Genomic DNA, 14,250 nt, shown 5'->3' on the forward strand with positions numbered 1-14,250 from the left:
ATTTAACTGTATTTAATGCACCGAACTTTAAACAGCTACAAAAAGAATTAGAAGAGGCTAAGCAAGCGGGGGTTCCTTATGATGAAATGAAGGAGCCTTTAGATAAGCTACTTTCAAAATTGAACGAAATTACACCGGTTGCGGAAGAACTTGATGCATACTATAAATCTAAAGGGTATACTACAGATAACTATGCTAAGGAGCAACAATTAGGTCCTAAATATGTTCAGTTATACGAACAATTTATTCCTATTTATGCTGACTTTGATAATTTGATGCATAAGATTAACACGGACCGATTGCAACAACGGTTACAACAATTGCGCGATGCAGGTAAGAAAAATGCAGCCGCTGCACAAGAGGTTTCTTTGCGACTTACTGCAGTCCTAGAAAAGCTAGATAGTGAAAAAGAACCAGATGTAAATGCTATCAATCAAGAGCTACAAGCTATTGGTGATTTAGCGAATGGTATTTCTAATCCTAAGTATGACCCTGTTAAGACTTCTGTAAACTCTACGATTGGTGCCATTCGTACTTATATGGGATCCAAACAAGATAACGATTATAAACATATGGTTGAGGCCTATAACCGTTATATTTCAAATATGAATACCACCAATATGAATGAATTGGATCAATAGAGTTAATACGGTTTAAGACGGATACGTTATATATGAGTTAATATAAGTATGAGCATCATATAAGCGTAACTTAGTGTAAGTATTATATATAAAAAGCTGTATCGAATGAGGATATCATTTGATACAGCTTTTATGTATTTATAGGCTAGATATAGTTGCTAAAATCTCTTGTGAGATTGCATGCAGATAGCAAACGCTCTCTTGTACTTAACTACATTTTTCTAATGGTTGTAATTTGATTTGATAATGAAAACAACACTAAGGCTATCCAGATACAACCAAAGGCAATCATCTGTGGTGTGCCAAAGCTTTCACCAAAGTAGAAAATAGATAGCAACAAGGCAATGGTAGGGGAGACATATTGCAGGAATCCTAGTAGGTTGAGCGGCAATAGTTGGGCGCCATAGGAGAATAGCACCAATGGAACCGATGTTGTTAGACCGCAGGCTATGAGTAGCATGGACGTATACCAGTCTGTGCTGAAATAGGACCACACTGTATTATCGACCATGGTCGTATATAGTAAGGCTAGTGGTGTTAATAGCCAAGCCTCAAAGGCGATGCTCGTAAAGGGCGAGATGAGCAGTTTCTTTTTTACGACCCCATAGAGGCCAAAGGAAACGGCGAGGATCATCGACACTAACGGCAAGGATCCCACTTGATAGGTGAGCAAGGCGATGCCGATGGTAGCGATGAGGACGCTTAGCTTTTTTGGTACAGATAGAACCTCTTTAAATAGGATGACACCTAACACCACATTGAAGAGTGGGTTGATGTAATAGCCAAGGCTCGTGTCCATAACTTGATTGTTGGCGATGGCCCAAATATAGGTAAACCAATTTACGCTGATGATAACTGATGCTACCAACAGTAGCAATAGTTGTGAACGCTGTTCTTTTAGTAATTGAAAGTCCTTTTTGAACTGTTTAAAATGTAGACCAAATACGACGATGGCCATGCAGATGCCTGACCAGATAATGCGCTGCGCCAGTATATTATATGGTGTAACATGGTTTAATAATGCCCAATAGAGAGGGAGTAAGCCCCAGATGATATAGCAACTAAGGGCTGTCATTAGACCTTTTTTACTTGTGTGCTCCATAATGCCTCCTTGTGATTGTATTCATTATATCACGCATTGTGGGTGTGTTTGTGCGTGGGCTTAGATTTTATGATGATTTGTACTCGATTTATAACTCGATTTGCAGACAATGAATACGTATATTTGAAAGTGATGAGTTTTTGTCATTTTAAATATGCATTAGTTATAACTTGAAATTTGTTACTTATGATTAACTGTTATGTTCATTGACTTTGTGCATAATCTTACACTATATTGGACTTAGAACAACGAATATAGAGAATAGGTGTCGCAAGACTTAATAGAGAAATCGGTACAAGCCGATGCGGTCCCGCCACTGTAAGGACGAGCCTGCTTTCATATATGTCACTGGAGAAATCTGGGAAGGCGAAAGCGAGGTGATGAGCCCAAGCCAGGAGAACTGCCTATTTGATAATCACCGTTATGTACCTACGAGCGATAGGAAGGGGATTGAGGTATGCTGGTTTCAGTGTTTTTTGGCATACTTTTCAACAAGGAACCTTACGTGTCACTTTTGGGTGGCACGTTTTTTTATTGCCCTTGAAAGTGACTGTTGAGCATATACATCAGGCTTTATTGTTAGTAAACTGATGGACACAGATTTGAGGTTGATGTGATCCATAGATAGGAAAGCTTTGGTGGTGTATAAGCATAACATTTGTAGGTACGGTGCGCTGTTTCTCGGTATGGTTTCGAGTTGAAAAGGAGGCACATATATGTCTGACAAAAAGACTTCAAAGGATGCTGAACGCGATCTATTAGCTCCTGTATCCTTTGATGAATTTGAGAAACCTACGTATGAACAATGGCAGGCAGAGGTTGAAAAGGCGTTAAAGGGTGGCGACTTCCATAAGAAGATGTTCACGAAAACCTATGAAGGTATTACGTTGCAGCCGATTTACACACCTGCATTGCATGCAGAAGCAATTCCTAAGGGCGTATACCCTGGGGCAGGTGAGTTCCTACGTGGCACTAAGGCAAGTGGTTATATTAAAGACTCTTGGGGTGTATCCCAATATGTAGATGACTCTTTGCCTAAAGATGCTAATCATGCAAGTTTATACGAGATTGTAAAAGGTGGCACCATTCACAACATCCGCCTAGATGAAGCAACACGTCATGATCAAGACGTGCAAGTAGGCGCATCTGTTGGCGTTGGTGGTACATCTGTATCCACCATGGATGACTGCAAACAATTGATTGACCGCTTCAATTTGAAGGAAAATCCTTTGTACATTGAAACTGGTGCTTCTGCAGCCATCTTGCTTGGCATGTTAGCGGCTACAGTGAAAGGCGCTAAAAAACAAACGTCTGACTTGAAAGGTCTCGTTGGTGCCGACCCTATCGGTGTTTTGGCGAAAGACGGTGCTTTGCACATTTCCTTAGATACAGCCTTTGATGAAATGGCACATACTGTTGTATGGGCTAAAGAGCAAGCTCCAGAGCTTAAAACAGTGCTTGTATCCGGCGATGTTTACGCTAATGGCGGCGCTAACGATGTGCAAGAGGTTGCTTATGCATTGGCAACGGCTGTATGCTACGTGCGTCAATTAGCACAACGCAACATCGATATTCACACCATTGCGAAGAGCATGATGTTCACATTCTCCTTAGGTGCTAACTTCTTTATGGAAATTGCTAAATTACGTGCCTTGCGCGTACTTTGGGCTCGCATTATGGAAGCTTTCGGTGCCGAAGAAGCGGACCGTGCTGTTCATGTACACGGCAGAACATCTGCTTTCACAAAAACTGTATACGACCCATATGTAAACTTGTTGCGCAATACGACACAAGCATTCTCTGGCGTTGTAGGCGGTTTGAACAGCCTTGAAGTATCTCCATTTGACCAACCAATTCGCAAAGCGGATGATTTCTCTCGCCGTATTGCCCGTAACATCCAAGTTATGTTGCAAACTGAATTCGAGTTGCGCCAACCTGTGGACCCTGTAGGCGGTTCCTGGTATGTGGAAACATTGGCTGCTGAACTCTGTGAAAAAATCTGGGCTGAGTTCCAAACCATCGAAGCTAAAGGCGGCATTATTGCAGCGTTGAAAGAAGGCTATCCTCAAGCTCAAGTGAAAGCCATCCTCGATGAACGTTTCAAGAACCTTGCATTCCGTAAGGACGTAGCTGTTGGTAACAACATGTATGCGAATATGACGGAAGAATTGCTTGATCCAAAACCAGAAAATCAAGAAACATTGCGTCAAAAACGAGCTGCTCAAATCGATGAGTACTTGGCAGGTGCAGAGGCTGATGCGGTTGTGAAAGCACAGGCTACTCTAGAAGCAAGTACGACAGAGCCAGGTGCGTTGATTGGCCTCATCGAACTTGGGGCATTACAAAAATTGACAATCCGCCAAATCCGTAAGGCTTTAGATGCCGGCGATATTGCTTCTGAAACAATCGAACCAATTACAGCACATCGCTGGACTGAACAATTCGAAGCCCTTCGCATGCGCACGGAAGCGTATAAACAACGTACGAAAGACAATGTGAAGGTATTCTTGGCTAATATGGGCCCAATCCCTCAACATAAACCTCGTGCGGACTTCTCCACAGGCTTCTTCGAAGTAGGTGCTTTTGAAGTTATTAAAAATGATGGACATGAAACAACGGCTGATGCGGCGAAGGCTGCTCGTGAAAGTGGTGCCGATGTTGTCGTTATCTGTTCCACAGATGATACATATCCAGAATTAGTACCACCACTCGCTAAAGAGTTGAAAGAAACTATGCCGAATGTAACAGTTATTTTGGCAGGGGCGCCTCCTAAGGACCTTGAGCCTGTATACCGTGAAGCTGGCGTAGACGACTTCATTTCCGTTCGTGCAAATTGCTACGAAATCTTACATACGTTACAAGATAAGAAAGGGATGTGAGCTCATGTTTAAAAATCCAGACTTCTCCTCTCTTGGCTTGGGATCTCAGTCGCCGACATCTCGCGATGCATGGCTTGCTGAACTTCAAAAAGAAACAGGAAAAAGCTTTGAAGATTTATATAATACGACAATGGAGCAAATCCAACTAAAACCTCTCTACACAGAGATGGATTATGAAGGAATGACACACCTTGATTACATGGCTGGTGTACCTCCATTCTTGCGTGGACCTTATTCCACAATGTACGTAACTCGTCCTTGGACAGTACGTCAGTACGCTGGTTTCTCCACAGCCGAAGAATCCAATGCATTCTACCGTCGTAACTTGGCAGCGGGCCAAAAAGGTTTGTCTATCGCCTTTGACCTTGCCACACATCGTGGTTACGACTCCGACCATCCTCGCGTAGTAGGTGATGTTGGTAAAGCGGGCGTTGCGGTAGACTCCATCCTCGATATGGAAATTTTATTCTCCGGTATTCCTCTCGACCAAATGTCCGTATCCATGACAATGAACGGCGCCGTATTGCCTGTCATGGCGTTCTACATCCTAGCTGGTGAAGAACAAGGCGTTGATAAAAAGGTTATGGCTGGTACGATCCAAAATGATATCTTGAAAGAATTCATGGTACGTAACACCTATATTTACCCTCCAGCTACGTCCATGCGCATCATCGGTGATATCTTTGCGTACACATCCCAGTACATGCCTAAGTTCAATAGTATCTCCATTTCTGGCTACCATATGCAAGAAGCCGGTGCTACAGCAGACATCGAATTAGGTTACACCTTGGCCGATGGTCTTGAATACATCCGTACCGGTGTAAATGCAGGCCTTCACGTAGATAAATTCGCTCCACGGTTGTCCTTCTTCTGGGCAATCGGTAAAAACTACTTCATGGAAGTAGCAAAAATGCGTGCTGCACGTATGTTGTGGGCTAAGATTATTAAGAGCTTCGGTTCTGAAAATCCTAAATCCATGGCTCTTCGTACACATAGTCAAACATCTGGTTGGTCCTTAACAGAACAAGATCCATTCAACAACGTAGCTCGTACATGTATGGAAGCAATGGGTGCTGCATTGGGCCATACGCAATCTCTACATACGAATGCGCTTGATGAAGCCATTGCGTTGCCTACGGACTTCTCTGCACGTATCGCTCGTAATACTCAGCTTTACATTCAAGACGAAACTAAAGTATGTAAGGTTATCGACCCATGGGGCGGTTCCTACTATGTAGAAGCATTGACTGATGAATTGATTCGCCGTGCTTGGGGTCATATCCAAGAAATCGAATCCCTTGGTGGTATGGCGAAAGCGATTGATACTGGTCTTCCTAAGATGCGTATCGAAGAAGCGGCAGCTCGTCGCCAAGCTCGTATCGATTCTGGCCGTGAAGCGATTATTGGTATCAATAAATATCGTCTAGATAAAGAAGATCCATTGGATATCCTCGACGTAGATAATACGGCTGTACGAGAAGCGCAAATTCGTCGCCTCGAACAATTGCGTGCTAACCGTGACGAAGATAAGGTTCAATCCTGTCTCGAAGCGATTACCAATGCTACAGAATCTGGGGAAGGCAACTTGCTTGCTCTTGCCCTTGAAGCTGCTCGTGCTCGTGCATCCTTGGGTGAAATTTCCTTTGCTGTTGAAAAGGTTTGCGGTCGTCATAAAGCGGTTATTCGCTCTATTTCCGGTGTATACTCCAGCGAATATGAAGATGACGATGTCATTAAAGAAGTACGTCAAATGGCAGATGACTTCGAAGAACTCGAAGGTCGTCGCCCTCGTATCATGATTGCGAAGATGGGCCAAGACGGTCATGACCGCGGTGCCAAAGTTATCGCTACATCCTTCGCGGATATGGGCTTTGATGTGGATATTGGACCTTTGTTCCAAACTCCAGAAGAAACAGCGCAAGATGCGGTGGATAATGACGTTCACATCGTCGGGTTCAGTTCTCTTGCAGCAGGTCACAAAACATTGTTACCTCAACTCGTGGAAGAACTCAACAAGCGAGGTCGTGGAGATATTTTGGTTGCCATCGGTGGCGTAATCCCTGCTCAGGACTATGAGTTCCTACGCGAACATGGCGCAGTGGCTATCTTTGGCCCTGGTACAGTCTTGCCTGTAGCGGCTAAGAAATTGCTAGAAACATTGACTAGTCACGTTCAAGACGAGTCTAATGACTGATAACAAACGGCCTACCCCGGACGCATTGCATACGACTCAGAATGCTACCTTCACCACTGGTGAAGGTAGGGCCCCTGAATTAGGTGTAAAAAATGCAAATGCCGAGGGTAGTACCTATCGTCCCGATTGGGTGCCGGAAGATGCGAAAAAGGATGATACCTTCGCGTGTCATGTAATGAAAGGCGTCAAGGAAATGCATGACGGCCTCTTGTCTAGCTCCGCTCATCTGGCTCCGTCGGTACGTCCCGTACAGCGGCGAAAGAAGTTAACTGTCGCTGATTATGTACGCGGTATCGAGCAGGGGGACCGCGTTATACTTTCACGGGCTATTACGTTAGTAGAAAGTAATAATAAGGAACACTTTAAATTAGCTCAACAAGTATTGCAAGCTATATTGCCTCGCACGGGCAAGGCGTTGCGCATCGGCATTACTGGTGTGCCTGGGGCCGGTAAAAGTACATTTATTGAAGCCTTTGGCAATATGCTCATTGAAGCAGGTTACAAGGTAGCCGTACTTGCTGTAGACCCTACGAGCCAAGTCACAAAGGGCAGTATTTTGGGCGATAAAACGCGGATGGAAACATTGACGAAACATCCTGACGCGTACATTCGTCCGTCGCCAGCAGGTGGAACACTAGGTGGTGTAGCTCGTAAAAGTAGAGAGACCATGCTACTTTGCGAGGCTGCTGGGTACGATATTATTCTCGTCGAAACCGTAGGGGTTGGGCAAAGCGAAGTCACTGTGCGCTCCATGGTAGACTTCTTTATGCTCATCGTCTTAACTGGTGCAGGCGATGAATTGCAAGGCATCAAAAAAGGCGTTATGGAGCTGGCTGATGCTATTGTGGTTAACAAGGCTGATGGGGACAACCTCAAGCGTGCTTTCATCGCTCGTAGCGATTACGATCGGATGTTACATTACATCCGTCCAGCTACGGAAAAATGGAAAACACAAGCCTATACTTGTTCAGCTGTTACGAAGGATGGTCTCGACGAATTGTGGGATGTAATCCAAGAATTTGCTGAACAAGGTAAAGAAAATGGCGTCTTCTTAAAACGCCGTCAAGAACAATCCCTCCGTTGGGTACGTGATATGATTGACGAACACTTGCACAACCTATTCTTTAATAATGTAGTCATTCAAGGTCGTATGGGCGAAGTCGAAGCAGCTGTTTTAGACGGTGAAATGAGCGAATCTCAAGCCGTTGAAGAATTAATTGGGGTTTTTGACAAGTCTATTAAATGAGTAGATAGCTACATACCTATTTGATAAGATGGCATAACTTATCTATTAAGACACTCCGATTAGCTATCATACTGATTTAGACATATAAGATGTATCCAGAAAAGGCATAGTATAAACATTACTATTGGGTTTAGCCCAATGAAGATGTATACTATGCCTTTTTATGTGCCTGTGAAAGCATATTCATGAAACAAATTTCATAAAAAACACGGTTGATACTTTCATAAATATCATATATGATATATAATTTAATCATAGATTGTTACTTGTATGTGATTAAAAAGAGAGGGTCATTATGAAACCACTAGTAAAGAAAATGCTAACAGTAGTATTGTGCGCATCAACTCTAACAGCACCATTATTCTTGACAGGATGTAGTGTTTCTAAGGTTGCCAATAGCGTACAACAAGGTGTTCAAAAGAAATCACAAGATGACGTTAAAGTGTTTAACAACTACATTAAAGCCGTTGGCGATTTTAACAGTCATACAGTGCGCTTTGGCTATGCTATCGGCCCAGACATTCAAAAACTAAGAGAAGGTCAACATTTAACAAGCTTTATGGCACCACATTTTGATTCTTTACAAAAGAACTTACAAGCCGCTAAGGATGCTGGCGTGCCATATGATGATATGAAAGAACCTTTAGATAATGTATTGGCTGTATTAAAGGATATTGTACCAGTAGCCAGTGAATTGGATACGTACTACGAAACTAATTCATATCAAGCAGATAATTATGCTAAGGAACAACAATTAGGACCTAAATACGTTCAATTATATGATCAGTTCTATGCAGCGTATAATCAACTAGACGCAGTAATTCACAAACACAATACGGAAAACCAACAAGAACAGTTGAAAGAACTTAAAGAGTCTGGCAAGAAAAATGCAGCGGCAGCTCAAGAAGTTCATTTACGTTTAACTGCTTTATTGGATGGCTTTGAAGAGGGTAAACAAATTGATGTAAATGCAGCTAACCAAGAGTTACAAGGCATCATGGACGTATCTAATAGTATTACTAGTCCGGAATATAACAGTACTAAGAATTCATTAAATACAGCTATTGGTAGAATTCGTACATTCTTAGGTGACCAAACAAATGATCATTATAATGATATGGTTGAATCCTATAATCGCTTCATTGGCAGTATGAATCGTTTGGATATGAACAAACTTGATAAATAATATCTAGTGGTATATACCGTTTCGTATAATGTTAGAGAGGGTCTTAAAATGAGTAAAAAAATGTTGTTACCTGTTGGTGTAGTTGTTTTAATTATAGGTATAGTTATCTTGTTATTAAATCCAGATCCAGCTACAACGAATTTGGAAATTGCAAGAAATGCTACTAATGCACGAGAGGCAGCTAAAGCAATTTCTTCTAACAATCAAACGTATGCTTGGATGTATTCCATCGGCATGTTCTGTAGTGGCTTTGGCTTGTCCTTAACAATCGGTGGCATACTTGTAAAATTCCTTAAAAAAGACTAATAAATTATACGAATGTAATGGTTATGCTATGGTTAAATCATGACGGAATAAGGTCCGGCAAAGGTAAAATAGAAGTAGAATAAAAGCAAAATTAAAGCAAAATTAAAGGCTATACTAATATGTGTATCATGATTAGTATAGCCTTTTTTTGTCTCATACATATTTTTAGATGCCTTAAAACGTGATATAATAAAGGTTATTGGGGCCTAGAGGGTGAAGGCTTTTGGAGGTTAGTATGAGTAGCATAGCGCATTTATTTGTGGCTGGTGGATTTGTTATGTATCCGCTAGTAATTTTTTTGCTCTTTGCATTGATGATTGGCATTGAGCGTATCATTTTATATCGTAAGTTTACAAAGGACTTGCGCCGCTTTAATAAGGTATTAGAGAAGAATCAATCTTGGGTCATGTTACCAAGTGTTCTGGAACGCGACACAGAGGAGCTTGGCGCTTTATTTGCTCGCGCTATGCGCAGTGCAAAGAACTATAATGGTTTAGAAAACCGTTTGCAAGACGTAGTATCTTACGCCGATGAGCGTTTAAAACGCGGCCTTAGCTGGCTTAGCATGATTGTAACAATGGCACCGTTGTTAGGGCTGTTGGGTACAGTGCTGGGTATGATTCGCGCCTTTGCTGTTGTAGGTGGCGATATTGGAGCGCCTACCATCATTACAGGCGGTGTATCTGAAGCCTTAGTGGCAACGGCTACAGGCTTGACTGTAGCGATTATCGCTCTTGGCTTTCACAGTTACTGTGCAGCAAAGGTAAACGATTCTATTACTACATTAGAGCATGAGTGCGGCAACATCCTCGATGCGTACAACGAGGAACATGATATATGAGACGGCGCACATTAGGGGTTAAAAAAGAACCGACCATCATGATTATCCCTATGATCGATATCGTATTTTTCTTATTGGTATTCTTCATGGTTGGCACGCTGTACATGAATACAGAGCAACAAATTCCGCTCAATTTGCCATCTGCATCCACATCTACGGCAAAATCTATTGAACCTATTACGATTACGCTCACCACAACGCACACGCTATATATCGACAATCAGGAAATCTCTTCCGACCGATTGGCTGAAGAGGTACAATCTATCGTGAAACAGGCACCTCGACAAGCTTTTGTCATTCGTGCATCTAAGGATGTTTACTATAGCGAGGTTATCGCCCTATTGGACATGCTCAAGGTGAATGGCGCTAAATATATTAGCGTTGCTACGGAACGGAAGTGATTCTATGTTTGAATCGCATTATTTGAAACCGTTCATCGTGTCCTTAGGCATTACGACGATACTCGTATCTGGGATGGGGCTTTCTTTACGAGGTATGGCAGGAACTGGTGTAGCCCATGATGCGGCGGAAATTAGCTTTAATTTGCCTGATGATGGTGAAAGCGATACAGGGGTTGAGGCTGTTGACACTGCACCGAAACCAGCGGAAAATCCTATGGAAAAACCACAGAATGTAACTCCAGAAGGCGCGGCACCTAAGGCGAATTCTTTGGTGAATGAGCGCAAGCAAGAGGATGAACGTACTAAAGAGTTAAGTGAAAGTACAGCAGCATCTAGTATGCGCCGAGAATGGGCCGTTCCAAAGGCTATTGAATCGGAAACGAGCAGTAGTGAACAAGCGGTAGTTACGCACGGGGCTGATTCTAAGGATGGAAAATCCTCCAAGAATAGTAAAGCGCCTGTCGGTAAAGATATAACATCGGATCCGAATGCAACTGGAAATGGATTGCTTGAATCTAGTGACTTATCCTTCTTATCTGATTTAGCATTGAGTTTATTGACGCCAGGACAACAAGCGCTTTTACAAAAACCAGATATTAATCCTCATGACTATTTGCGGACTGTGCAAGAACAGGGGCGAGCATCTGTTGTAACAGGCAAGGTGGTAGTACGAGTTAACTTTGATGTTAACGGTAATGTCATTGTTGGCGAACATACGCCACTGATTGTGGATGATGTACCACCAGCTGTACGAGACGAAGCGCTGCGCATCATCAAAAGTAGTGGATCCATTGTTAACCGACGGGGCGAACCTGTTTACTTAGCGGTTCCCGTTATTCTAGGACAATAAAGAGGCATATCTCATACAAATGTATGTAAGATATGCCTCTTTTTATGTTTATAAAACTCTCTTGACAGTTAGTGTATGATTAAAGTAGGTACAGTAGTAAGTCGTGCCAAGTAGTTCCTATCAGGAGGTTTATATGAAAGCTTATGAAATTTTGAATAATCCCTTCCTAAATAAAGGTACCGCCTTTACAAAGGAAGAACGTAAAAACCTTGGTCTTGAAGGTTTATTGCCTCCAGTTGTACAAACGTTAGAACAGCAAGCAACTCAAACTTACGAATTATTTAGTCGCAAAGATTCTCTATTACAAAAACGTGAATTCTTGATGCGCATTTTCTCTACAAATCGAACTCTATTCTTCAAAGTGTTTAGCGACCACGTTGTTGAAATGATGCCAATTGTTTATGATCCTGTCATTGCTGAAAGTATAGAACGTTTTAGCCACGAATTTATTGATCCAGAATATGCAGCCTATATTACAGAAGAAAATATAGATCAACTTGATACTATTTTAGATCGAGCTGCAGATGGTCGTGATATTCGCTTAATTGTAGTTACTGATGCAGAAGAAATCTTAGGGATTGGCGATTGGGGTACTAACGGCGTAGATATTTCCGTAGGCAAATTAATGGTCTATACTGCCGCAGCAGGCGTAAATCCTGAATGGGTACTACCAGTTGTACTTGATGTAGGTACAAATAGACAAGAGCTTCTTGATGATCCATTATATCTAGGAGTTCGTAAAAACCGCATCACAGGAGATGCATACAACAAATTTATAGAAACTTTTGTTCGTCACGTAGAATCTAAATTCCCTAAATTATACCTACATTGGGAAGATTTTGGTCGCGACCATGCTACTGAAATTTTAAATGTATATCGTCCTCAAATTGCTACCTTCAATGATGATGTCCAAGGTACTGGTATCATTTCCCTTGCAGGTATCTTAGGAGCACTCAAAATTAGCGGGGACACATTAACTGATAAGAAATATGTGTGCTTTGGCGCCGGCACAGCAGGTGTAGGTATCGCTAACCTTGTAATGTCTGAAATGGTAGCGCAAGGGCTATCCGAGGAGGAAGCTAGAAGTCGTTTCTACCTCGTAGATAAACAAGGGCTCTTATTCGATGATATGACAGACTTAACAATCGAGCAAAAACCGTTCGCTCGCAAACGTTCTGAATTCACTAATGCTAATGAATTAACTAATTTACATGCTGTTATTAAAGCTGTACAACCAGGAATCCTCGTTGGTACATCGACAGCACCAGGCACTTTCACAAAAGAGGTTGTCCAAGAAATGGCTAGTCATGTGGAAAGACCGATTATTTTCCCATTATCTAACCCGACAAAGTTAGCAGAAGCAAGTGCACAAGATCTGTTAACGTGGACAGATGGAAAGGCGCTCATCGCAACAGGCGTACCATACTCACCTATCGAACTTAACGGTGTAACATACGATATTGGCCAAGCTAACAATGCACTCATTTATCCAGGCGTAGGTCTTGGTGTATTAGCTGTCAATGCAACCCGTTTAAGTGATGCTATGATTTCCGCAGCAGCTCATGCCTTACAAGGTATTGTAGATACTACAAAACCAGGTGCAGCTACGTTACCACCGGTAGAAAAATTAACACAATTCTCTCGTACAGTTGCTAAAGCTGTTGCCGAATGTGCCATCAAAGAAGGCTTAGCGCCTGAACAAGATGTTGATGCTGCGATTGATGCTATCTTGTGGAAACCAGAATACAAAAAATAATTAATAACAGTTCATCGACAAATAGATAAATAATAACAAGAGGCATACCTCACATACGCATGTATGTAAGATATGCCTCTTTTGTTATGTTTGCTATTTGTTTTATAGAATAATTTTGAGTTCCTATACGTATGTAATTTATGTAGTATTAAATATTTGTTAGTCTTGATTAGTAAGCATTGTCTTAGTGGAGTTGAATACCGCAAGATATACGATGGCGCCACCGATAAATAAAGTGATTTGCATAGGTGCGCTAAATTGATCCACGCGCCATAAAGCGAAAGCGTAGAAGAACATTGTTACTAGCATGATGAGGAATGCAATGATGACGCGTACATTGGTGTTAACAGCTAAGGATGTAGTGATGCGGGATTTGTTGAGTATCACATAAATTAAGGACACGATAATATCTGCTGTAAAGATAGAAAATACATAATTGAGATCAAACTCTCCAAATAGAACTACAGCCAAGCCGATAAAGCTGAGCCCAAAGAATAGGCGTAATAGCATGCCTATAATATTCGATTCATTGCGCTGTGCACGACGCTCTTTGCGATTTAAATTTGCCATGAAAGCCTCCCGATAATGATATACAAGTCTATGTATATGTTAGATAATTTTAGTATATCATAAGGTAATACGTATCAGAAGACTTCAATACATTACAGTTATCTTTAATAAATACGAACGATTAGTAAATTTAATATAATTATCATTCGGAAAATTTAGGTCCGTTCATTGAATGGAGCTTTCACATATGGTACAATTATTTTATAAGAAATCTAGCTTTTATCATGCAAAGGAGACATCATGATACCACGTTATACACGAGAAGAAATGGGCCATAT

General features: G+C 41.7%; 12 protein-coding genes and 1 riboswitch. Of the genes, 10 read left to right on the plus strand and 2 right to left on the minus strand.

The features are described from left to right. The coding region (locus QZR70_RS06480) for a DUF3829 domain-containing protein (RefSeq protein ID WP_295793944.1) at nt 1-641 on the plus strand (641 nt) is incomplete at its 5' end. A gap of 211 nt (nt 642-852) precedes the next feature. On the opposite strand, the gene rarD is transcribed toward QZR70_RS06480, so the two are convergent. Next, on the minus strand, nt 853-1,743 hold the full coding sequence (rarD, locus tag QZR70_RS06485; RefSeq protein ID WP_295793946.1) for an EamA family transporter RarD: 891 nt from the start codon (nt 1,741-1,743) through the stop codon (nt 853-855). A gap of 246 nt (nt 1,744-1,989) precedes the next feature. After that, nucleotides 1,990-2,166, plus strand: a riboswitch (cobalamin riboswitch). Between the two features lie 293 nt (nt 2,167-2,459). Between rarD and QZR70_RS06490 the strand changes: the two genes are divergently transcribed. The 9 genes from QZR70_RS06490 to QZR70_RS06530 all read left to right on the plus strand — a co-directional run bounded on the left by QZR70_RS06490 (nt 2,460) and on the right by QZR70_RS06530 (nt 13,402). Continuing rightward, nucleotides 2,460-4,622, plus strand: coding sequence for a methylmalonyl-CoA mutase family protein (locus tag QZR70_RS06490; RefSeq protein WP_295793949.1), 2,163 nt, complete (start codon nt 2,460-2,462; stop codon nt 4,620-4,622). 4 nt (nt 4,623-4,626) lie between these two features. Then, a complete protein-coding gene (gene scpA / locus QZR70_RS06495; RefSeq protein WP_295230905.1) occupies nt 4,627-6,816 on the plus strand; it encodes a methylmalonyl-CoA mutase in 2,190 nt (729 codons plus the stop codon). Continuing rightward, nucleotides 6,809-8,062: a methylmalonyl Co-A mutase-associated GTPase MeaB gene (gene meaB / locus QZR70_RS06500; protein ID WP_295793953.1), complete on the plus strand. Its 1,254-nt coding sequence runs from the start codon at nt 6,809-6,811 to the stop codon at nt 8,060-8,062. Before scpA ends, meaB begins: the two co-directional genes overlap by 8 nt. 295 nt (nt 8,063-8,357) lie before the next feature. Beyond that, nucleotides 8,358-9,248 carry a DUF3829 domain-containing protein gene (locus tag QZR70_RS06505; RefSeq protein WP_060923732.1) on the plus strand — a complete coding sequence of 297 codons (891 nt, stop codon included), beginning with the start codon at nt 8,358-8,360 and terminating at the stop codon, nt 9,246-9,248. A 48-nt stretch (nt 9,249-9,296) separates the two neighbouring features. After that, complete coding sequence (locus QZR70_RS06510; RefSeq protein WP_295209850.1) at nt 9,297-9,554, plus strand: hypothetical protein; 258 nt, start codon at nt 9,297-9,299, stop codon at nt 9,552-9,554. Nucleotides 9,555-9,789: 235 nt separating this feature from the next. Beyond that, nucleotides 9,790-10,395, plus strand: a complete 606-nt coding sequence (locus QZR70_RS06515; protein WP_178885844.1) for a MotA/TolQ/ExbB proton channel family protein — start codon at nt 9,790-9,792, stop codon at nt 10,393-10,395. Beyond that, nucleotides 10,392-10,796: a biopolymer transporter ExbD gene (locus QZR70_RS06520; protein WP_009352440.1), complete on the plus strand. Its 405-nt coding sequence runs from the start codon at nt 10,392-10,394 to the stop codon at nt 10,794-10,796. Before QZR70_RS06515 ends, QZR70_RS06520 begins: the two co-directional genes overlap by 4 nt. A gap of 4 nt (nt 10,797-10,800) precedes the next feature. Then, entirely contained in the window at nt 10,801-11,646 is an 846-nt protein-coding gene (locus tag QZR70_RS06525; protein ID WP_295793958.1) for a hypothetical protein, read from the plus strand. A gap of 103 nt (nt 11,647-11,749) precedes the next feature. Next, nucleotides 11,750-13,402 (plus strand): malolactic enzyme, encoded by a 1,653-nt coding sequence (locus tag QZR70_RS06530; RefSeq protein WP_295793960.1) that lies wholly within the window; start codon nt 11,750-11,752, stop codon nt 13,400-13,402. 159 nt (nt 13,403-13,561) lie between these two features. Here the strand turns inward: QZR70_RS06530 and QZR70_RS06535 are convergent, their stop codons facing one another. Then, complete coding sequence (locus QZR70_RS06535; protein ID WP_024064410.1) at nt 13,562-13,972, minus strand: hypothetical protein; 411 nt, start codon at nt 13,970-13,972, stop codon at nt 13,562-13,564. Nucleotides 13,973-14,250 lie beyond the last annotated feature (278 nt).

Source organism: uncultured Veillonella sp. (assembly GCF_900545205.1).
Lineage (GTDB): Bacteria > Bacillota > Negativicutes > Veillonellales > Veillonellaceae > Veillonella.

Coding starts and splice junctions, on each gene's coding strand:
- meaB (WP_295793953.1), top strand. CDS start 6,809: ATGACTGATAACAAACGGCCTACCCCGGACGCATTGCATACGACTCAG.
- QZR70_RS06505 (WP_060923732.1), top strand. CDS start 8,358: ATGAAACCACTAGTAAAGAAAATGCTAACAGTAGTATTGTGCGCATCA.
- scpA (WP_295230905.1), top strand. CDS start 4,627: ATGTTTAAAAATCCAGACTTCTCCTCTCTTGGCTTGGGATCTCAGTCG.
- QZR70_RS06490 (WP_295793949.1), top strand. CDS start 2,460: ATGTCTGACAAAAAGACTTCAAAGGATGCTGAACGCGATCTATTAGCT.
- QZR70_RS06535 (WP_024064410.1), bottom strand. CDS start 13,972: ATGGCAAATTTAAATCGCAAAGAGCGTCGTGCACAGCGCAATGAATCG.
- QZR70_RS06520 (WP_009352440.1), top strand. CDS start 10,392: ATGAGACGGCGCACATTAGGGGTTAAAAAAGAACCGACCATCATGATT.
- rarD (WP_295793946.1), bottom strand. CDS start 1,743: ATGGAGCACACAAGTAAAAAAGGTCTAATGACAGCCCTTAGTTGCTAT.
- QZR70_RS06515 (WP_178885844.1), top strand. CDS start 9,790: ATGAGTAGCATAGCGCATTTATTTGTGGCTGGTGGATTTGTTATGTAT.
- QZR70_RS06510 (WP_295209850.1), top strand. CDS start 9,297: ATGAGTAAAAAAATGTTGTTACCTGTTGGTGTAGTTGTTTTAATTATA.
- QZR70_RS06525 (WP_295793958.1), top strand. CDS start 10,801: ATGTTTGAATCGCATTATTTGAAACCGTTCATCGTGTCCTTAGGCATT.